This is a genomic window from Tolumonas osonensis (assembly GCF_014202415.1).
GTDB classification, from domain to species: domain Bacteria; phylum Pseudomonadota; class Gammaproteobacteria; order Enterobacterales; family Aeromonadaceae; genus Tolumonas; species Tolumonas osonensis.
The window spans coordinates 23,794-43,597 of sequence record NZ_JACHGR010000004.1 but is presented as its reverse complement, the minus strand read 5'-3'; the positions used below and the strand labels follow the sequence as shown (position 1 = coordinate 43,597).

General features: G+C 46.4%; 17 protein-coding genes. 13 read left to right on the top strand and 4 right to left on the bottom strand.

Translation table 11 applies throughout. The annotated features are described in order from the left end of the window. Window positions 1-26: 26 nt before the first annotated feature. Both prmB and aroC read left to right on the top strand, forming a co-directional pair. A complete protein-coding gene (gene prmB / locus HNR75_RS06380) occupies window positions 27-962 on the top strand; it encodes a 50S ribosomal protein L3 N(5)-glutamine methyltransferase (protein WP_188026176.1) in 936 nt (311 codons plus the stop codon). 7 nt (window positions 963-969) lie between these two features. Further along, window positions 970-2,058, top strand: coding sequence for a chorismate synthase (gene aroC, locus HNR75_RS06375; RefSeq protein WP_188026175.1), 1,089 nt, complete (start codon window positions 970-972; stop codon window positions 2,056-2,058). A gap of 102 nt (window positions 2,059-2,160) precedes the next feature. Here aroC and HNR75_RS06370 read toward each other — a convergent pair whose 3' ends face one another. After that, window positions 2,161-2,916 carry a TerC family protein gene (locus HNR75_RS06370; protein ID WP_188026174.1) on the bottom strand — a complete coding sequence of 252 codons (756 nt, stop codon included), beginning with the start codon at window positions 2,914-2,916 and terminating at the stop codon, window positions 2,161-2,163. Window positions 2,917-3,105: 189 nt separating this feature from the next. Here HNR75_RS06370 and nfsA point away from each other — a divergent pair, with 189 nt between their 5' ends. Next, complete coding sequence (gene nfsA / locus HNR75_RS06365; protein WP_188026173.1) at window positions 3,106-3,828, top strand: oxygen-insensitive NADPH nitroreductase; 723 nt, start codon at window positions 3,106-3,108, stop codon at window positions 3,826-3,828. A 112-nt stretch (window positions 3,829-3,940) separates the two neighbouring features. On the opposite strand, the gene adhE is transcribed toward nfsA, so the two are convergent. Further along, window positions 3,941-6,613, bottom strand: coding sequence for a bifunctional acetaldehyde-CoA/alcohol dehydrogenase (adhE, locus tag HNR75_RS06360; RefSeq protein ID WP_188026172.1), 2,673 nt, complete (start codon window positions 6,611-6,613; stop codon window positions 3,941-3,943). 615 nt (window positions 6,614-7,228) lie between these two features. On the opposite strand from adhE, the gene HNR75_RS06355 reads away from it, so the two are divergent. Both HNR75_RS06355 and yciA read left to right on the top strand, forming a co-directional pair. Next, window positions 7,229-7,867, top strand: a complete 639-nt coding sequence (locus HNR75_RS06355; RefSeq protein ID WP_188026171.1) for a YchE family NAAT transporter — start codon at window positions 7,229-7,231, stop codon at window positions 7,865-7,867. A gap of 166 nt (window positions 7,868-8,033) precedes the next feature. Further along, window positions 8,034-8,432: an acyl-CoA thioester hydrolase YciA gene (yciA, locus tag HNR75_RS06350; RefSeq protein ID WP_188026170.1), complete on the top strand. Its 399-nt coding sequence runs from the start codon at window positions 8,034-8,036 to the stop codon at window positions 8,430-8,432. Here yciA and xseA read toward each other — a convergent pair. Further along, a complete protein-coding gene (gene xseA / locus HNR75_RS06345; RefSeq protein WP_188026169.1) occupies window positions 8,429-9,775 on the bottom strand; it encodes an exodeoxyribonuclease VII large subunit in 1,347 nt (448 codons plus the stop codon). The two genes, yciA and xseA, sit on opposite strands and share 4 nt — an antisense overlap. Before the next feature lie 175 nt (window positions 9,776-9,950). Here xseA and guaB point away from each other — a divergent pair, with 175 nt between their 5' ends. The 3 genes from guaB (at window position 9,951) to HNR75_RS06330 (ending at window position 14,485) form a co-directional block, all read left to right on the top strand. Next, window positions 9,951-11,414, top strand: a complete 1,464-nt coding sequence (gene guaB / locus HNR75_RS06340; protein ID WP_188026168.1) for an IMP dehydrogenase — start codon at window positions 9,951-9,953, stop codon at window positions 11,412-11,414. A gap of 96 nt (window positions 11,415-11,510) precedes the next feature. Continuing rightward, complete coding sequence (gene guaA, locus HNR75_RS06335; RefSeq protein ID WP_188026167.1) at window positions 11,511-13,088, top strand: glutamine-hydrolyzing GMP synthase; 1,578 nt, start codon at window positions 11,511-11,513, stop codon at window positions 13,086-13,088. 200 nt (window positions 13,089-13,288) lie between these two features. Beyond that, window positions 13,289-14,485: a tyrosine-type recombinase/integrase gene (locus HNR75_RS06330; protein ID WP_188026166.1), complete on the top strand. Its 1,197-nt coding sequence runs from the start codon at window positions 13,289-13,291 to the stop codon at window positions 14,483-14,485. A 102-nt stretch (window positions 14,486-14,587) separates the two neighbouring features. Here the strand turns inward: HNR75_RS06330 and HNR75_RS06325 are convergent, their stop codons facing one another. After that, window positions 14,588-15,448: a hypothetical protein gene (locus HNR75_RS06325; RefSeq protein WP_188026165.1), complete on the bottom strand. Its 861-nt coding sequence runs from the start codon at window positions 15,446-15,448 to the stop codon at window positions 14,588-14,590. A gap of 393 nt (window positions 15,449-15,841) precedes the next feature. Between HNR75_RS06325 and HNR75_RS06320 the strand changes: the two genes are divergently transcribed. The 5 genes from HNR75_RS06320 to HNR75_RS06300 all read left to right on the top strand — a co-directional run bounded on the left by HNR75_RS06320 (window position 15,842) and on the right by HNR75_RS06300 (window position 19,794). Next, window positions 15,842-16,489: an inovirus Gp2 family protein gene (locus HNR75_RS06320; protein WP_188026164.1), complete on the top strand. Its 648-nt coding sequence runs from the start codon at window positions 15,842-15,844 to the stop codon at window positions 16,487-16,489. 82 nt (window positions 16,490-16,571) lie between these two features. Further along, a complete protein-coding gene (locus HNR75_RS06315; protein WP_223157805.1) occupies window positions 16,572-16,751 on the top strand; it encodes an AlpA family phage regulatory protein in 180 nt (59 codons plus the stop codon). 85 nt (window positions 16,752-16,836) lie between these two features. Next, a complete protein-coding gene (locus HNR75_RS06310) occupies window positions 16,837-17,787 on the top strand; it encodes a DUF932 domain-containing protein (RefSeq protein WP_188026163.1) in 951 nt (316 codons plus the stop codon). A 79-nt stretch (window positions 17,788-17,866) separates the two neighbouring features. Next, window positions 17,867-18,850 carry a YqaJ viral recombinase family nuclease gene (locus tag HNR75_RS06305; RefSeq protein WP_188026162.1) on the top strand — a complete coding sequence of 328 codons (984 nt, stop codon included), beginning with the start codon at window positions 17,867-17,869 and terminating at the stop codon, window positions 18,848-18,850. Window positions 18,851-18,867: 17 nt separating this feature from the next. Beyond that, window positions 18,868-19,794 (top strand): recombination directionality factor, encoded by a 927-nt coding sequence (locus tag HNR75_RS06300; RefSeq protein ID WP_188026161.1) that lies wholly within the window; start codon window positions 18,868-18,870, stop codon window positions 19,792-19,794. Window positions 19,795-19,804: the final 10 nt, after the last annotated feature.

The window sequence follows — 19,804 nt, the reverse complement described above, 5'->3', positions numbered from 1 at the left end:
GACAGCCGGATCAACCGGAGGCGCATTTGGATAATATCAATGTTGATGAGGTCATCGACGAATTCAGAACCCTCAATGACATGATGCGTTGGGCTGTCAGTCAGTTTAATGCTGCGGGTTTATTTTATGGTCATGGTACTGATAATAGTTGGGATGAAGCAATTCAATTGTTATTACCCGCATTAGATTTGCCGCCTGTTATTGACAGTGATCTGCGTCAGGCGAGATTAACCCGTACTGAACGTGAGCATCTGGTACATCTGATTCAGCAACGGATTGAACACCGCGTTCCTGCCCCCTATCTGACAAATAAAGCCTGGTTTGCCGGCTATGAATTTTATGTTGATGAGCGCGTATTGATCCCGCGTTCACCGATAGGGGAACTGATTAATAAACGTTTTGTCCCATGGCTGCAGCATGAACCTACCCGGATTATGGATTTGTGTACCGGTTCCGGCTGTATTGCGATTGCTATGGCGCATGCATTTCCGGCTGCAGAGGTCGATGCACTGGATTTATCACCGGATGCGCTGGCTGTGTGTGAAATGAATATTGAAATGCATGGCATGCTGGGGCAGGTTATTCCGATCTGCTCCGATTTGTTTGATGCGCTGCCAGCTGGGGATAAATATGATCTGATCGTATCTAATCCGCCGTATGTTGATGCGGAAGATATGTATGATCTGCCGGAAGAGTTCCGTCACGAACCCGAGCTGGCATTAGCTGCCGGACATGATGGTCTGGATCTGGTTCGCCGTATTCTGGCTGAAGCGGGCGCTTTACTGAAAGAAAATGGTGTACTGATAGTAGAAGTCGGCAACAGTATGGTGCATCTGGCATCACTGTTTCCGGAAGTCGAATTTGAATGGATTGAATTTGAACAGGGTGGGGATGGCGTGTTTGTACTGACTAAGGCTCAGCTCGATCAGTATCAGGCGTTGTTCACACAAGCATTGAGTTAGGGACATTATGGCAGGCAATACTTTCGGACAATTATTTCGGGTCACTACCTTCGGTGAAAGCCACGGTCTGGCATTAGGTGCGATAGTTGATGGCTGTCCTCCTGGCATGGCGTTAACGGAAGCTGATTTACAGGGCGATCTGGATCGTCGTAAACCTGGCACTTCGCGTTTCACCACGCAACGTCGTGAAGATGATGCGGTGAAAATCCTGTCAGGGGTGTTTGAAGGGAAAACAACCGGGACGTCGATTGGTTTGCTGATTGAAAATACCGATCAGCGATCTAAAGATTATTCGGATATTAAAGATCTCTTCCGTCCAGGACATGCTGATTATACCTACCATCAAAAATACGGTATCCGCGATTATCGTGGTGGTGGTCGCTCATCTGCCCGTGAAACAGCGATGCGGGTTGCAGCGGGCGCCATTGCCAAGAAGTATCTGAAAGAACACTGCGGCATTGAGATTTTCGGTTTTCTGGAACAGTTAGGCCCGGTGAAGGCAGAACGTTTTGATAAATCGATCATCGAAACCAATCCGTTCTTCTTTGCTGATCCGGACAAACTGGATGAGTTAGATACCTTCATGCGCGATCTTAAAAAAGAGGGTGACTCTATCGGGGCCAAACTGAAAGTTGTGGCAACCGGCGTGCCTGTTGGCTTGGGTGAACCTGTTTTTGATCGTCTGGATGCGGATATTGCTCATGCCATGATGGGCATCAACGCCGTCAAAGGTGTGGAAGTCGGTGATGGTTTTGCGGTTGTTGAGCAACGGGGGTCGCAACATCGGGATCCAATGCGCCCTGAAGGTTTCCTGAGTAATCATGCGGGCGGCATTCTGGGGGGGATCTCCAGTGGTCAGGAGATTGTGGTCGGAATCGCGCTGAAGCCGACGTCCAGTATCATGGTGCCTGGGCAGACAATTGACACACAGGGAAATCCTGTCGATATGATAACACGTGGCCGTCATGATCCTTGTGTCGGTATCCGTGCTGTCCCCATTGCAGAAGCGATGCTGGCACTGGTGCTGATGGATCATCTGCTGCGTCATCGTGCTCAAAATATCGATGTCATGACTGAGACACCAAAACTTAAATAAGTCAGACTATTGATCTGTAATAAACAAAAAGACCGCTACTGAGAGCGGTCTTTTATTGTCAGTTTCAGACCACTCCCTTCCGGAAGTGGTCTGCCAACAGGATCATGAATTCTCTTCTTCAAATGCCTTATGCAGATGAATTGGTTTTTCTATGCCTTTACGCATTCTGATGTTGAGCATTTCAACCAACAGGGAGAATGCCATTGCAGTGTAGATGTAACCTTTCGAAATATGTAGATCAAAGCTTTCTGCGATCAGCGCCATTCCGACCATGATCAAAAATGCCAGTGCTAGAATCTTCAGCGTCGGATTTGCATCAACAAAGTCACCGATGGGTTTGGCAGCAAACATCATGACACCAACCGCAATAACGATAGCCAGTACCATGACAGGTACATGATCGGCCATACCCACTGCGGTAATAACCGAATCAAGGCTGAACACGATATCCAGAATGGCAATCTGAATTAAAGTGGACAGAAAACTGGCTGCTTTTTTACTCTCGTGGTGTTCTTCAGTACTACCTTCCAGACTGGAATGAATTTCGTGTGTACTTTTCCAGATCAGGAACAAACCACCAACAATCAGGATCAGGTCACGGCCTGAAATCGCTTCTTCCAGTATAGTGAACATCGGTGCTGTCAGTCGCATCACCCAGGCCAGAGAAAGCAGCAGCAGAATACGGGTGACCATCGCACCACCCAGACCCAAGACACGGGCGCGCTGGCGCTGTTCCGGCGGGAGCTTTCCTACCAGAATTGAAATGAAAATGATGTTGTCTATACCTAATACGATTTCCAGCAGTGTTAAGGTCGCCAAAGCCACCCACGCTGAAGGATCGGCAATCCATTCAAACATAGTGTTATCCAGTAAAAGTGATCAATAAGATAATCAAACCGCCGCAGAGTCTAACAGTCGGAACTTATTCTGGTTAGACGGAAAAAGCGAAGTAATTACTCGGTATTACCGATATATCTCCGATAAAATCAGACAAGATAATGATGACAATTATATTCTGTATATTACTCATGATTGAAGGAGATAGGAATGAAATCCGTTATTGATCAAATCAGGGGACACCGTTCTATCCGGGCTTATTCTGACCAGCCGATTTCGCCTGAACAGCTGGATGCGATTCTGGCCGCAGCGCAACAAGCCCCGAGTTCCAGTTTTTTACAAGCCGTCTCGATTATTCGTATTACTGATAAAGTATTACGAGAGCAGATTATGCATTTGGCCGCAGAACAGCCTTATATTACTGCTGCGGCTGAATTTTTGCTTTTCTGTGCTGATTTCAATCGTCATGTACAAATTGTACCGGAAGCAAAAACAGGCTTTGTGGAACAGCTACTCATCGGCGCTACTGATGCCGCCATGATGGGGCAAAATGCGCTGGTGGCAGCGGAATCACTGGGGCTGGGCGGTGTATATATTGGTGCTGTGCGCAATCATCCGGCTGAAATAGGTCAGTTACTGGGATTGCCTGAATTAGTGATCCCTTTATTTGGTTTATGTCTGGGCTATCCGGCGCAAGACCCTCAAATCAAACCAAGATTGCCGCGGGGGCTGGTGGTGCATGAAAACCAATATCAACCGGTCAACCAAGTATTGTTGGATCAATATGATGATGAGATGCGCGCTTACTATGCCTCTCGTGCAAGTAACAATAAAGACCAAAGCTGGACGAGCCAGATCCGTAGCATTCTGGGTAAGGAAGCCCGCCCATTCATGCTGGGTTATCTGCAGCAGCAGGGATATTGCAAAAAATAGTCTGGTAACACAGACAACAGCGCAAATAAAAAAAAGCCTTCAACATGAAGGCTTTTTTATGAAGCTTTGACTTCAAATCACCCCGCCAGACAGCGGGGTGAGGCATCAGAAATTATTTTTTCTTTTTGCCTTCGTCTTTTTTAGCTTCTTTAGCTTCTTCTGCAGCAGCTACTGCAACGCCTTCAACGTAAGGACGGCCGTAGTAAGAGTCCAGCAGGATCTGTTTCAGTTCAGAAATCAGAGGGAAGCGTGGGTTAGCACCAGTACATTGGTCATCGAACGCTTCAACAGCCAGTTGGTCAACTTTAGCCAGGAACGCAGCTTCGTTCACGCCTGCATCACGGATAGAAGCAGGGATGTCCAGCTCAGCTTTCAGGCCTTCCAACCAAGTCAGCAGTTTCTCAACTTTAGCACCGGTACGGTCACCGATTGCAGTTACGCCCAAGTGATCAGCGATTTCTGCATAACGACGACGAGCCTGTGGACGGTCGTATTGAGAGAACGCAGTCTGTTTAGTTGGGTTGTCGTTCGCGTTGTAACGGATTACGTTAGCGATCAGCAGTGCGTTAGCCAGACCGTGCGGAATGTGGAACTCAGCACCCAGTTTGTGAGCCATAGAGTGGCAAACACCCAGGAAAGAGTTCGCGAACGCGATACCAGCGATAGTTGCTGCGTTGTGTACTTTCTCACGAGCTACTGGATCTTTAGAACCGTTAGCATAGCTGCTTGGCAGGTATTCTTTCAGCAGTTTCAGCGCTTGCAGAGCCTGACCGTCAGAGTATTCGTTAGCCAGTACAGAAACGTAAGCTTCGGTCGCGTGAGTAACAGCGTCGATACCACCGAACGCACACAGAGACTTAGGCATGTTCATAACCAGGTTCGCGTCAACGATAGCCATGGTTGGAGTCAGCTCGTAGTCAGCCAGTGGGTATTTAACGCCACCGTTCAGGTCGTCGGTTACTACCGCGAATGGAGTAACTTCAGAACCGGTACCAGAAGTAGTAGTGATACATACCAGGTCAGCTTTCACGCCCATTTTCGGGAACTTGTAGATACGTTTACGGATATCCATGAAACGCATTGCCAGTTCTTCGAAGTGAGTTTCTGGGTGTTCGTACATAACCCACATGATCTTCGCAGCGTCCATTGGTGAACCACCGCCCAGAGCCAGGATTACGTCTGGTTTGAAAGTCTTCATCATCTCTGCACCTTTCTTAACGATGGTCAGAGTTGGGTCAGCAGCCACTTCGTAGAATACTTCTACTTCCATGCCTTTGTCTTTCAGGATTTGTACCAGTTCGTCAGCATAACCGTTGTTGAACAGGAAGCTGTCGGTAACAACCATTGCGCGTTTTTTGCCTTCCAGATCGGTCAGTGCAACTGGCAGAGAACCGCGACGGAAGTAGATTGATTTTGGAAGTTTGTGCCACAGCATATTTTCTGCTCGCTTAGCTACTGTCTTCTTGTTGATCAGGTGTTTTGGACCTACGTTTTCAGAGATGGAGTTACCACCCCATGAACCACAACCCAGAGTCAGAGATGGAGCCAGGTTGAAGTTGTACAGGTCACCGATACCACCGTGAGAAGTTGGGGTGTTGATCAGGATACGAGCAGTCTTCATCTTGTCACCGAAGTAACGAACGCGATCGTCGTTCTTGTCTTGGTCGGTGTACAGAGCTGAAGTGTGACCGATACCGCCCAGATCAACCATCTGGCAAGCGAAGTCAACAGCTTCAGTGAAGTCTTTCGCACGGAACATACCCAGAGATGGAGACAGTTTTTCGTGAGCGAATTCTTCTTCGTGGCAGATCTTGGCACCTTCACCGATCAGGATCTTGGTGTCAGCAGGCACTTTGATACCAGCCAGTTCAGCGATTTTGGTTGCTGGCTGACCTACGATAGCAGCGTTCAGTGCGCCGTTGATCAGCAGAACTTTACGAACTTTGTCAGCTTCGTCTTTGTTCAGGATGTAGCCGCCGTGAGAAGCGAAACGCTCTTTCACTGCGTCATAAACAGAGTCAACTACGATAACAGCCTGTTCAGAAGCACAAACTACGCCGTTGTCGAAAGTTTTTGACAACAGGATAGAAGCAACAGCACGTTTGATGTCTGCAGTTTCATCGATAACAACTGGCGTGTTACCTGCACCCACACCGATAGCTGGCTTACCAGAAGAGTAAGCGGCTTTAACCATTGCCGGGCCACCAGTAGCCAGGATCAGGTTGATGTCGTTGTGTTTCATCAGGTAGTTAGACATTTCTACAGTCGGTGCATCGATCCAGCCAACGATGTCAGCAGGAGCACCAGCAGCTACAGCAGCTTCCAGAACGATACGAGCAGCAGCAGCAGTAGAGTTTTTAGCACGTGGGTGCGGAGAGAAAACGATACCGTTACGGGTTTTCAGTGCAATCAGAGATTTGAAGATTGCAGTAGAAGTCGGGTTGGTAGTTGGAACGATACCACAGATGATACCGATTGGCTCAGCGATGGTGATGGTACCGAAGTTTTTGTCTTCTTCCAGAATGCCACAGGTTTTTTCGTCTTTGTATTTGTTGTAGATGTACTCGGACGCAAAGTGGTTTTTAGTCACTTTATCTTCAACGATACCCATACCTGATTCAGCTGCTGCCATCTGAGCCAGAGGAATACGAGCATTGTTTGCTGCCAGAGCAGCAGCGCGGAAGATTTTGTCTACCTGTTCTTGGCTGAAAGTTGCAAATTCGCGTTGAGCTTTCTTAACGCGAGCAATCAGCTCATCCAATTCAGCAACGTTGGTTACTGGCATACATTTCTCCTAGTGAGTTTGAAAACGGTTTATTAAGGCACGTATTCACTATAGCAGCGGTTTTTATAGTGTGACTTAGTAAACAATTTTCGCAGTCGATTATAGAAGTAGGTAATGCGTAAAAAGTTGATCCAAATCAATTTTAGTAAACGGACCCTGTAATTTATGTCCGAATTCACTCTTTAAATCGATTGAGAGATATATTCACCAGAAATGCGGGATGTGTTCAACAGAACAATAGTTGCCAAATAGTTACAAAATTTACAAAACAAAAATTTTGACATTTTTGTAACCAAATCATCACAAACCCGCGCCAGATAAGGCCATGATTGAGAATCACACCTGAACTGCTTTTTATCTCTTACTGAAATCTGAAGCGTAAAATTCTATACCGGTCTCACCATTTGAGCTGTTTTTTATATGGACTGACCATATTTTGTTTAAGTCTTAACATTGTGTACCATTAATGACAAAGATACATATTCGGATTAAAAAAACTAATCCATTATCATCCGTCTATAATTTAATCTCTCTGGTGGAATCTAAAGGTTTTAGTTACTCTGAATACGTGTTATCAACCCGTTAATTTTATTGCGCGAGGCCTGTTGCCGTACTATGGATCCTCTCTCTTTTTCTGTATATCTGAAGTTTTTCATTGGTCTGACCGCGATTATTAATCCGTTAGGATTACTACCGGTTTTTGTCAGTCTGACCAGTCAGCAAACGCCGCAGGAACGTTTACGCACCAATACCACTGCGAATTTTGCGGTCATGGTCATTCTGTGGGTATCCATGTTTTTCGGACAGATCATTCTGGATGCTTTTGATATCTCGATTGCATCGTTCCGGATTGCGGGCGGTTCTCTGATTGTGTTGATTGCGTGGTCAATGCTGCAAGGGAAACTGGGTGAAGTGCGGCATAACAAAGAAGAGAAAGGGGACACGCTGGCTAAAGAATCGATCGCGGTTGTTCCGCTGGCGTTACCGCTGATGGCGGGGCCGGGGGCGATCAGTTCAACGATTGTGTATTCGTCCCAGTTTAATTCGGCCAAACAGTTGCTGGGAATGAGTCTGGTGGTGGTGGTTTTTTGTTTTGCGTCCTGGCTGATTTTCCGGGCGGCGCCATTACTGTTTCGCCTGATGGGACGTACCGGTATTAACGTGGTAACCCGTATCATGGGGTTGATCATGATGTCGCTGGGTATTGAGATCATGGTGGCCGGGATCAAGCATATGTTTCCTATCCTGGCGTAAAAATCAGTCAGTCACAGTCATTTCCGAACCTGTATCCGGTACTTCTCTATTGAGATAAGTACCGGATCTCCATCATTTGCGCATACACATAGTCAAAAGCCACATAGTCAAAAACGTTGTCGGCGAGTATATTTTACATTTTTATTACAAGACGTACGTGATTAAAATGAACAATGAAAAACGTTACCCGAAAGGCGATCTGATCATCCGGACTCAGGGTATGCCGGCAGATACCAATCAGAACGGGGATATATTTGGTGGCTGGATCATGTCGCAGATGGATTTGGCGGGCGGCATGCTGGCGACGGAGATAGCAAAGGGCCGAATCGCTACGGTCGCGGTTGAAGGCATGACATTTCATCAGCCGGTCAAGGTAGGTGATGCAATTTGTGTCCACGGTGAATGCGCCAGAGTGGGCAAGACATCGATGACAATTCATCTGGAAGTCTGGATAAAACCTCTGCTGCGTTCTGAAAGCTATGAACGTTATTGTGTCACCGAGGGCGTATTCACGTATGTTGCCATTGATGAAACCGGGCGCCCGCGACCCGTTCCCAAAGATTAATTCTCAGGTTTAATTTCTTCTGCTCTGACTTTTAGCGTTCCCTGATGTAGCTGAATATTCAGTGTGTCGCCACTGCTTACCTGCTGGCTGTTGTGGATCAGTTCACCGCGGGTATTGGTGGTGACTGAATAGCCTCTGGCCAGTACCTGCAGCGGACTTAACGCCTGCAACTGGCCGCTCAGCCGGGACAGAGCCTGATTTTTATCCTGCAGTTGATTGCCTACAGCGGTCAGCAGACGCTGGTACAGATAGGTTTGCTGATGTTGCAAATTCTGTATCCGGTTCTGTGGGGACTGTTGCTGTAACCGCTGCTGCTGCACGGTCCAGCGGTAATGAGCTCGTGACAGCGTTTGCTGCAGGGCATGCTCCAGGCGGTACTGTAATTCGTCCTGTTTCTGGATTTTTTGCTGTAGCTGATACCGGGGATTTTGTGTATTCAGCCGGCTGTAGAGCTGTTGCCAGCTTAACTGCTGTTGTTGCAGCTGTAGCTGCATGGCCTGTTGCAACCGGTGCTGGTATTGCGTCAGGCGGTGTAATTGCTGTTGCTGATCCCGGCTGACCAGCTCGGCTGCAGCAGAGGGAGTTGGCGCCCGCAAATCAGCAGCGAAGTCAGACAAGGTAACGTCGGTTTCATGGCCAACCGCGCTGACAATCGGTATCGGGCTGGTGGCGATCGCTCTTACGACGCGTTCGTCATTGAAACACCAGAGATCTTCCAGGGAACCGCCGCCACGGCCAATAATCAGCAGGTCGCATTCATTGCGGCGCCAGGCTGTTTCCAATGCCTGTAACAGTACCGGAACAGCACCTTCTCCCTGAACTGCACTGGGATACAGGATCACCGGTAATGCCGGATCGCGACGGGCCAGAATAGTCAGCATGTCATGGATGGCTGCACCGGTTGGGGAGGTGATGATACCGAGTTGTCTGGGCTGAGAAGGCAACGGCCGTTTGCGCTGTGGATCGAACAAGCCTTCTGCGATCAGCCGGGTTTTCAATGCTTCCAGTTTCATCTGCAACAGACCGTCACCGGCCGGCTGCATTTTTTCCACGATCAGCTGATAGTCACCGCGGGCCTCATAAAGTGACAGCTGGCCCTGAACCAGTACTTGCTGACCATTTTGCGGACGGAAACTGACGCGGCGATTCTGACCTTTAAACATGGCTGCCTTGATTTGCGCCTGCTGATCTTTGAGCGTGAAATACCAGTGTCCGGAGCTGTGTTGTACCAGATTGGAGATTTCGGCGGTGAGCCAGACCAGTCCCATTTCCTGTTCCAGGAGAAGACGAACCACATTGTTCAGACGGCTGACGGTATAAATTACTGGTTGAGATATAGCCACTGGATCGCTCTTTATTCACAGGAACAGAGGCTAATAATAACAACGACCTGCGACAGTGGTAAAAAAAATTGTGATTTAAAACGCAAAATTACTTTACCAACCCCTATGAAGTGCCTAAAATCTCGCTGCAATATTTTACCCACCCCCTTTCATTAATTAACGGTGAGATGTTGCCATGTTACGCATAGCCAAAGAAGCACTGACTTTTGACGACGTTCTGTTAGTCCCTGCTCATTCAATCGTTCTTCCTAATACCGCTGATCTGCGCACTCATCTGACAAAAGATATCGTGCTGAACATTCCTATGGTTTCCGCTGCAATGGATACCGTAACCGGTGCGCGTCTGGCGATTGCACTGGCTCAGGAAGGTGGCTTAGGTTTCATCCACAAAAACATGTCTATCGAACAGCAGGCTGACAAAGTTCGCCGCGTTAAGAAGTTCGAAAGCGGTATCGTTACTGATCCGGTGACTGTTTTCCCTGATATGACCATCGCTCAGATCAAAGAGCTGACTTTCCGCAGTGGTTTCGGTGGTTTCCCTGTTGTTGATACTGACGGTTCTCTGGTTGGTATTATTACGGGCCGTGACGTACGTTTCGTGACCGACCTGAGCATGAAAGTGCATGAAGTGATGACGCCGAAATCACGTCTGGTGACTGTGCATGAAAATGCGTCCCGTGAATCTGTGCAATCACTGATGCAGAAACACCGCATTGAGAAAGTGCTGATCGTAAATGACGATTTCAAACTGACCGGCATGATCACAGTTAAAGATTTCCAGAAAGCCGAAAGCAAACCTAATGCGTGTAAAGACGCGATGGGTCGTCTGCGTGTTGGCGCCGCTGTGGGTGCTGGTGCAGGTAACGAAGAACGTGTTGCTGCACTGGTGGCGGCGGGCGTTGACGTGCTGCTGATCGACTCTTCACATGGTCATTCTCAAGGTGTTCTGGATCGTATCCGTGAAACCCGTCAGCAGTTCCCTAATCTGCCAATCGTCGGTGGTAACATTGCGACTGCGAAAGGTGCTGAAGCATTGATCGAAGCGGGTGTAAGCGCGGTTAAAGTAGGTATCGGCCCTGGCTCTATCTGTACTACCCGTATCGTAACCGGTTGTGGCGTTCCGCAAATCACTGCGATTTCTGATGCAGCAGAAGCAGCAAAAGGCACCGGTATTCCGGTGATTGCTGACGGTGGTATCCGCTTCTCCGGCGATATCGCTAAATCGATTGCTGCAGGCGCAAGTCTGGTAATGGTTGGCTCCATGTTCGCGGGTACTGAAGAATCTCCGGGTGAAATCGAACTGTATCAGGGGCGTTCTTACAAATCCTACCGTGGTATGGGCTCATTAGGCGCGATGTCTAAAGGTTCTTCTGACCGTTACTTCCAGTCTGATAACGCTGCTGACAAGCTGGTTCCGGAAGGTATCGAAGGCCGTGTAGCCTACAAAGGCTGGTTAAAAGAGATCATTCATCAGCAAATGGGCGGTTTACGCTCTGCCATGGGCCTCACAGGTTCTGCTACAATAGAAGACCTGCGTACCAAGGCAGAATTCGTGAAGATCACCGGCTCAGGTATCCAGGAGTCACACGTACACGATGTGACCATCACGAAAGAAGCCCCGAACTATCGCATGGGCTAAATTGACAAACAGTCAGGGCGCACAGCGCCCTGATTTATTTCATACGATAACGGATGTTGTCGTATTGGCCACTCCTTAATAAAGATTAGGACGACCATGAGTAAAAATATTCACGATCACCGTATTCTGATCCTGGACTTCGGTTCTCAGTATACCCAGCTGATTGCGCGCCGTGTGCGTGAGATCGGTGTGTACTGCGAACTGTGGGCGTGGGACGTAACTGAAGAGCAGATCCGCGAGTTCAATCCGAACGGGATCATTCTGTCTGGCGGCCCTGAGTCCGTGACAGAAGCGGGTAGCCCGCGTGCCCCTGAGTATGTATTCAATGCCGGTGTGCCTGTACTGGGTGTGTGCTACGGCATGCAGACCATGTCTGAACAGCTGGGTGGTAAAGTCGAAGGCTCGGATAAACGCGAGTTCGGTTATGCCAAAGTACAGCTGGTGAAAGACTGTGACCTGTTCCATAACATCGAAGACTCTCTGGCTGAAAATGGCCGTCCGGAGCTGGATGTGTGGATGAGCCACGGTGATAAAGTGGTCGCTATTCCGGATGATTTCGTGACTGTTGCGGCGACGCCGACTTGCCCGCATGCGGCGATGGCGAATGAAGCGAAACGCTTCTATGGCGTGCAGTTCCACCCTGAAGTGACTCACACCAAGCAAGGCGCCCGTATGCTGGAGCGTTTTGTGAAAGATATCTGTCAGTGTGAAGCACTGTGGACGCCTGCCACCATCATCGAAGATGCGGTAAAACGCATTAAAGAACAGGTGGGTGATGACGAAGTAATTCTGGGTCTGTCTGGCGGCGTGGATTCTTCCGTTGTTGCCATGCTAATCCACCGTGCTATTGGCAAGAAACTGACCTGCGTATTCGTGGATAACGGCTTACTGCGTCTGAACGAAGGCCAGCAGGTAATGGAGATGTTCGGTGACCATTTTGGTCTGAACATCATCAAAGTAGATGCGGAAGAACGTTTCCTGTCTGCGCTGGAAGGCATTGCTGATCCTGAACTGAAACGTAAAGCGATCGGTCGTGTGTTTGTCGAAGTATTCGATGATGAATCGAAGAAACTGAAAAACGCCAAATGGCTGGCGCAGGGCACTATCTACCCTGACGTGATCGAGTCTGCGGCGTCTAAAACCGGCAAGGCACATGTGATCAAGTCGCACCATAATGTGGGCGGTCTGCCAGATGATATGAAGATGGGTCTGGTTGAACCGCTGCGTGAACTGTTCAAAGATGAAGTTCGCCGTGTCGGTCTGGAACTGGGTCTGCCTTATAACATGCTGTACCGTCATCCGTTCCCAGGCCCTGGCTTAGGTGTTCGTGTGCTGGGTGAAGTGAAGAAAGAGTACTGTGACCTGCTGCGTCGCGCCGACGCTATCTTCATTGAAGAGCTGCACAAGGCTGATCTGTACCACAAAGTGAGCCAGGCGTTCACTGTGTTCCTGCCAGTACGCTCTGTGGGCGTAATGGGCGACGGCCGTAAGTATGACTGGGTTGTTTCACTGCGTGCAGTAGAAACCATCGACTTCATGACGGCGCACTGGGCGCATCTGCCATACGATTTCCTGGGTCATGTATCCAACAGAATTATCAATGAAATCAATGGTATCAGCCGTGTGGTTTATGATATTTCCGGTAAGCCGCCAGCAACGATCGAGTGGGAATAGTAAATTACTGTTTCCAGATGTCTACAGACATCTATTGATTGAATATAAGCCCCTAATTTTAGGGGCTTTTTTGTTTCTGGTTGTCTACAGGCGAATATGTGCAGCTTCGGTCTGGAGGCGGTATTATTGACGGTATAGAACTTTCTATCTGAAATAAATGTGCTATTTTACCGTCATCACCTGACGGTATTTTTATTTATATGCTCACAGACACTAGGCTAAAAAATCTCAAACCAAAGGAAAAACTCTACAAAGTTGTCGATCGAGAGGGTCTTTATGTTGCTGTTAGCCCCAAAGGGACGATTTCTTTTCGGTATGACTACCGAATCAATGGTCGTAGAGAGACTTTAACAATAGGAAAGTATGGTCATGACGGTATTGGTTTGGCCGAGGCAAGGGGAAAACTAGTTGAAGCAAAAAAGCTTATTTCTCAAGGTATTTCACCAACTTGTGAGAAGCGTGACGGTAAAAAAAAGCTAAAAGACGAACTCACTTTTGGGGAATATACCGACAAATGGCTTGCTTCGTTGAAGGTTGCAGACAGTACGCTCGATTTGAAGCGTGGAGTTGTGAACCGGGAGATTTTGCCTATATTCCACAACAAGCTACTTAAAGAAATCAGTACTGAAAGCGTTCTGGCGCATTGTGAGAAGATCCGAGACCGTGGTGCGCCATCAACTGCGGTACAGGTCCGTGAAATCATGAGTAGCGTGTTCAGGTTTGCAAATGGTATTGGTGTGCGTATTGATAACCCTGTGGAGTTGATCCGAGCATCAAATATCGCGACTTTTAAGGCACGAGACAGAACCCTGTCTCCAGAGGAAATTGGCATCTTATTCAGGTATCTGGAGCAGGTCGGCTCAATACCTACAATTAAACTTGCTGTAAAATTTATTTTACTGACTATGGTCCGCAAGTCGGAGTTATTACATGCAACATGGGATGAGATAAGTTTTGAAAATGCAACCTGGACGATACCTGCAACACGAATGAAAGCGAGTCGCTCACATGTTATTTATTTATCCAGACAAGCTCTAGACATACTTGTAACCTTTAAAATGTGTGCGGGTTACTCAGATTATTTATTACCATCGAATAATCAGTCTTCTCAGAAAACGATGTCTCAGGCAACATTAAATCGAGTAATTGATGCAGCTGTAAAATTAGCTCAAGAAGCCGGAGAAAAAATAGAAAAGGTGTCAGTTCACGATCTCAGAAGAACAGCCTCAACATTATTGCATGAAGCTGGTTTCAATAGTGATTGGATCGAGAAGTGTTTAGCACATGAACAGCGTGGTGTTCGGGCTGTATATAATAAAGCTGAATATGCAGAACAGCGTAGAGATATGTTGCAGCAGTGGGGAGATATGATTGATATGTGGATAGCTAAAACATAATAAAATAAAGTTTTTTTCTCTGTCTTTTACACTTCAGCGCTTTGTTGTTTTTGGGGGTGAAATGTTTGTTAATGGTGTCCCCCCCCCCCAGAATACATGCTTTTATTTCACATGTTTTTTGTATTCCTCGTTAATTAAGTATTCTATGGTTTCATTTATTTTTCTATTGGTTATTTTGCATAGGTGTTCAAGATTGTCTTTTGCTTTCTCTTCAATGTAAATATTTAGCGATTTCTTTTTGTTTAATTTTCTTCTGAATAGAAGTTGGTTTTTTGCTTTTGATATTTTAATTAGGAATAACTCTTTTGTTTCTAATGATGCGCTCCAAGTATGAAATGCTGAATGGCAAAATATATATTTTTCGCTGTTGTTTATTGGTGTTGCTATGCCTAGTGTTGCGCCAGCGCGAATTAAATACTCCCAAACCCAATCGCATAACTCTTCGTTATCTACTTGTAGCCATTTGAATGGCTGTTTTTTTGTTAGTGTGTTAGACCATTGAGTTTTTAGAGTGTGGATAAAGTTTAATTTATTTTGTTTGTGTGTATTCCATACATCAAAGAACTTAATTATCATTTCATATCTTTCAGTTGTCGATGTTGGATTGTGCAAAGGAAATATTCTGTCATAAAAGTTTGTGTAATCATCATTGTTTAAAAATAAGTTTGTTGGCATTTTTTTGATTAAATTCCAAACATAGCAACAAGCCACATCACTTTCAATCCAATTAAAGTTTTCTATTTCAATTAAATTTTCTTCAGCATTATTTTTAATGTCGCTTATATAGTTCTCATAATTGTTGCTCTGAATTAGTTCGTTTATTTCTGTTAACATGTCGCTTGGGCAAAATGGAGAGGAGTTTATTGTCAGGCCAATGTCTCTTAATTGATTTGCATAGTAATAGATGAGCCTTGTATCTTTTGGTTTTTCAATTTTTAAAGGTTTTTGATTGTTATGGTTCATAATGCTACGTCGTAGTGTTTTCGTGGTGTTGTTGTAACAATATTAAAGTGTTTTTCAAGTGTTTTTCAAGTGTTTTACATGTGTTTTTGTAGTGTTTTTGATGCTTTTTGCAGGGTGTGACGTCCAGTTTTGCTAAACTAACTTATCTCTGTGAAATTTGTGTGTGAACTAATAACTCCAGAGTGAAAGTAATAAATAATTCACTATGCTAATGAGTTTTTCTATCGCTGGCTAAGTGTGCTTTTTAGATTTTTTTTGTCGGTTTGTTTAATATATGTTTATTAATGTCTTTCCTAAATGGCGGGATGATTAATGTTAGTAATCTAGAGAATGGATATATGTAAAAAAGTACATACATGTCTTGGTTATGAATGAATAACCAAGGGGAATGAAATGCCAGAGCTAAACAATAATCACGGGGTGTTGAATCGTACCTATATAAATAAAATAATGACTACGATTGATAAAGCAGTTATTGAATTCCCAAGAACGATGGCTTTACGTGTTGATCTAAGAATGCCATATATACCAGATAGGAATGATCACTTTGATGTTGACTCCCCTGTTCATGATTTGAATACTAGTAATGAAGTTATTTCTCGTTTCATTGACTCACTAAAATCACAGATCAAGGCAGATTTAAAAAGAAAAAAGAATCAGGGCAGTAGAGTCCATCCTTGCAGATTGCGTTATTGTTGGGTGAGAGAGCTTGGTGAGAATAATGAACAGCTTCATTATCATGCGCTATTGCTATTTAATAAGGATGCTTATGCATTTCTTGGTGATTTTGATTCTAATCGTTCACACCGAAACATGATGTCTAAAATTAGAAAAGCTTGGGCTAGTGCACTGCGGGGTGAGTATGAGGAATGTGAGTATTTGGTTCATGTTCCAGTAAAGCCAATCTATTACTTAGACAGTAATAATATAAATTACATGGATGTTTATTCGAAACTTATTTTTAGGGTTAGCTATTTGGCTAAATATAAAACCAAGCCATACGGTGATGGTTATCGTAGCTTTGGATGTAGTCAGTATTAGTTTTCTCGTAGGTCTGTGGTTGGCTTATGTAAAATTTTACAGACCTGCATTATCTCATGAGAAAATAACAGAGGATTAAATCATGAGACTAATTCGTATCGGTAATGTTATGTTTAAAACTGGTTTGGCACGTTCAACTATTTACAAATTCATTAAAACTAAGGGATTTCCACATCAAGTTAATATGGGGGGGCGACTTGCGGCATGGGTTGAGGCTGATGTAGATAATTGGATTGCAAATCAGATTAGCAATAGTAGATAGAATATCCATTTCCATTTCAGCTGAGATATATATCACGATAATGATTAATCATCATTCAGAAGATTTGTTATTCGAGGATGTATATATGGCACACGAAATCTCATCGATGGCTTATATCGGTGTCACACCATGGCACGGTTTAGGTAATCAATTATCTGAACATCAACCCATTCATGTCTGGCTTAAAGAAGCTGGTATGGATTGGTCGATTCAACAATCGGACGTTTTATTTAATGCAGACTCTGCAGCGTTAAATATTCGTTCGCACTCTGATGCAAAAGTACTTTACCGTTCTGATTCATTAGAACCCTTATCGGTAGTCTCCAATCGTTATAAAGTCGTACAACCCCATGAGGTGCTGAACTTTTATAAAGACTTGGTTTCTGTCGGTGGTTTTGAATTAGAAACGGCGGGGGTATTAAAGGGAGGACGCAAACTCTGGGCATTGGCGAAAACCGGTCAAGAAGCACGAATTAAAGGCAATGACCGTATCAAGGCGTATTTATTACTGGCAACCAGTTGTGACGGTACGCTGTGTACGACAGCACAATTCACCTCAGTGCGGGTGGTGTGTAATAACACCTTGCAGATGGCAACGCGGGATAGTAGTGGTGCCGTGAAAGTACCGCACTCCACCAAGTTTGACCCGATGCAGGTAAAAGAGGCACTGGGCATTGGCTTTGCGCATTGGAATTCATTTATGCAAAACCTCAAGCAGTTGGGTCAGCGTTCTGTTTCGCCGATGGAGGCAGACCAGTATTTGCGATCTGTGTTAAATGAACCGGACTACAGCGAGGAAAATCCGGATTCCAAAATCTTCCAGAAGGTCAGCAATCTTTATCTTGGTGAAGGCATGGGGTCAGATTACTCGGCTGCCAGTGGCACGGCGTGGGGGTTACTGAATGCGGTAACGGAATATGTGGACCATCATCGCCGGGCTCGTAATCAAGACAATCGTCTTGATTCTGCGTGGTTTGGTCAGGGGGCCCAACTGAAACAAAAAGCGTTAGAACAGGCATTAACGCTGATTCACTAATTCCTTTCTTTCCATTCCTTCCATCATTCAGTCACCCCGAGCGGTTTTGCCCGCGGGGTTTTTCATATCCGGAGTTTCTATGAAAGCACGTTACTATCAGGCCGTTCGTTTGGCCTCAACCACGGGGCTTAGTCGCGACGAGTGGTTAAACATTCGGGCGTTAGGCATTGGTTCATCGGATGCGGCGGTAGCCATTGGATTATCGCCTTATAAAAGCCCGTTATCGCTCTGGCTGGAGAAAACCCATCGTAAACCGGCGATGGATTTATCGGAGAAAGAAGCGGTGATTTGGGGAACGGTGTTAGAGCCGGTATTAGCCAAAGTGTATGCGGCGAGAACAGGGAGACGTGTACGGCGGGTCAATGCGGTGCTCCAGCATACCGACTACCCGTTTATGTTGGCGAACCTTGACCGTGAAGTGGTGGGGAAAGCAGATTGCGGGATATTGGAAATTAAAACGGCAGGTTATCACTCAGCACCACAATGGGAAGAGGGGGTACCGATTGCTTACCAATGTCAGGTATTACATCAATTGGCGGTGACGGGTCATGCCTGGGCTGATGTGGCGGTGTTAATTGGTGGGCAGGATTTTCGAATTTATCGCATTGAACGCGATGATGACAAAATTGCGGATTTAATTGCGCGGGAGTCTCAGTTCTGGGCTTGTGTGCAAGATAACCGTCAGCCTGAGCCCGATGGCTCTGATGATGCAGGCAAAGCGCTGTTATCCCTGTTTCCTGCGGATAACGGCCAAACACTCGATTTATCTGAGTCACCGGAATACAACCAACTGTTTGCGGAATTACTCAATTTACGTGAACAGAAGGAAGTCACTGAGCGTAAAGAGTCCGAAATCAAACAACGCATTCAAGTGGCGTTAGGCACCTGTACGGCGGCGTTATTCCAGCAAGGCAAAGTCACTTGGCGCAAAGCCAAAGACCGGTTAGTGGCGGATGTCGATAAAATCAGTCAGGAACATCCTGAGTTGATTCAACAATACTGCAAGCCCGTTCCCGGCACCCGTCGCTTCACCATCCAAACTACTTCGCAACCCGCTCATTAAATCAATCAGGAGTCCGTATGATTAAAGGACTGGCAATTACTCCGCCTGTCATCGGGCGCATCTCCATTGGCCGTTTAGTGTGTAAAAACGATAAATGGCTACCGGAGAAAGACGATAGTTTTACCTTAACCACACAAATCAAAAACAAGGGGGAATGGTTACTGCACCCGCTGCATCAAAAACTCTCAGAAGCCGCGCCGAATCAGAAAATCCGCGCGATACCGGTACGGATGTTATTCAACGACACCGACCTCAACTTACGGGCGGAATACAGTGCGTTTGACCGACAAACCGGTCGACCACTGTGCGTCGGCGATGGTGAGAAAGCCAGACGCGTCAATGAACAAGGTGGCACAGAAGAACATCCCTGTGCTGGCCCACAGTTCTGTCCGTATGCAAGAGAGCATGGCTGCAAACTCTACGGTCGACTCAACGTGCAGGTCGATGGTCAGGGCGATGAGCTGGCAAGTTTTATCTTCCGCACCACCGGCTATAACTCAGTACGGACACTGGCTGCCCGGCTACAGTATTTTCAGGCACTGAGTGGTGGTCATACTCGTTATCTGCCATTGTTGCTCAAGCTTCGCGCCAAAACCACCACGCTGTCGTATCAGACGCCAGTGTATTACGTTGACCTGACTCTCCGGGAAGGAGCTGAACTTGCCGCAACTATCCAGCAAGCCAAAGATGCCGCTGAGTCAGATGCAGAAGCGGGTTTACTGATGGATGAACTGGAACAGACAGCCAAACAACTGCTGCAAAATGGTCAGTTCGAAGACTCGGAAGAAGAAATTCCACTTGTCATGGAAGAGTTCTATCCGGAAGGGCAAGCTACTGAACCCGGACTATCAACGCCAGCCAATTCATCCACGTCCCCCTCCACGACACGCACCCAAACCCGCTCAACCAAGCTGACCGAAAAGCTTGGAACTCGCACCCAGTAAATCGTTCAAG

Bases quoted from the DNA above. Each gene is read 5' to 3' on its own strand.
- aroC (WP_188026175.1), top strand. From the start codon at position 970: ATGGCAGGCAATACTTTCGGACAATTATTTCGGGTCACTACCTTCGGT.
- HNR75_RS06370 (WP_188026174.1), bottom strand. From the start codon at position 2,916: ATGTTTGAATGGATTGCCGATCCTTCAGCGTGGGTGGCTTTGGCGACC.
- nfsA (WP_188026173.1), top strand. From the start codon at position 3,106: ATGAAATCCGTTATTGATCAAATCAGGGGACACCGTTCTATCCGGGCT.
- adhE (WP_188026172.1), bottom strand. From the start codon at position 6,613: ATGCCAGTAACCAACGTTGCTGAATTGGATGAGCTGATTGCTCGCGTT.
- HNR75_RS06355 (WP_188026171.1), top strand. From the start codon at position 7,229: ATGGATCCTCTCTCTTTTTCTGTATATCTGAAGTTTTTCATTGGTCTG.
- yciA (WP_188026170.1), top strand. From the start codon at position 8,034: ATGAACAATGAAAAACGTTACCCGAAAGGCGATCTGATCATCCGGACT.
- guaB (WP_188026168.1), top strand. From the start codon at position 9,951: ATGTTACGCATAGCCAAAGAAGCACTGACTTTTGACGACGTTCTGTTA.
- guaA (WP_188026167.1), top strand. From the start codon at position 11,511: ATGAGTAAAAATATTCACGATCACCGTATTCTGATCCTGGACTTCGGT.
- HNR75_RS06330 (WP_188026166.1), top strand. From the start codon at position 13,289: ATGCTCACAGACACTAGGCTAAAAAATCTCAAACCAAAGGAAAAACTC.
- HNR75_RS06325 (WP_188026165.1), bottom strand. From the start codon at position 15,448: ATGAACCATAACAATCAAAAACCTTTAAAAATTGAAAAACCAAAAGAT.
- HNR75_RS06320 (WP_188026164.1), top strand. From the start codon at position 15,842: ATGCCAGAGCTAAACAATAATCACGGGGTGTTGAATCGTACCTATATA.
- HNR75_RS06315 (WP_223157805.1), top strand. From the start codon at position 16,572: ATGAGACTAATTCGTATCGGTAATGTTATGTTTAAAACTGGTTTGGCA.
- HNR75_RS06310 (WP_188026163.1), top strand. From the start codon at position 16,837: ATGGCACACGAAATCTCATCGATGGCTTATATCGGTGTCACACCATGG.
- HNR75_RS06305 (WP_188026162.1), top strand. From the start codon at position 17,867: ATGAAAGCACGTTACTATCAGGCCGTTCGTTTGGCCTCAACCACGGGG.
- HNR75_RS06300 (WP_188026161.1), top strand. From the start codon at position 18,868: ATGATTAAAGGACTGGCAATTACTCCGCCTGTCATCGGGCGCATCTCC.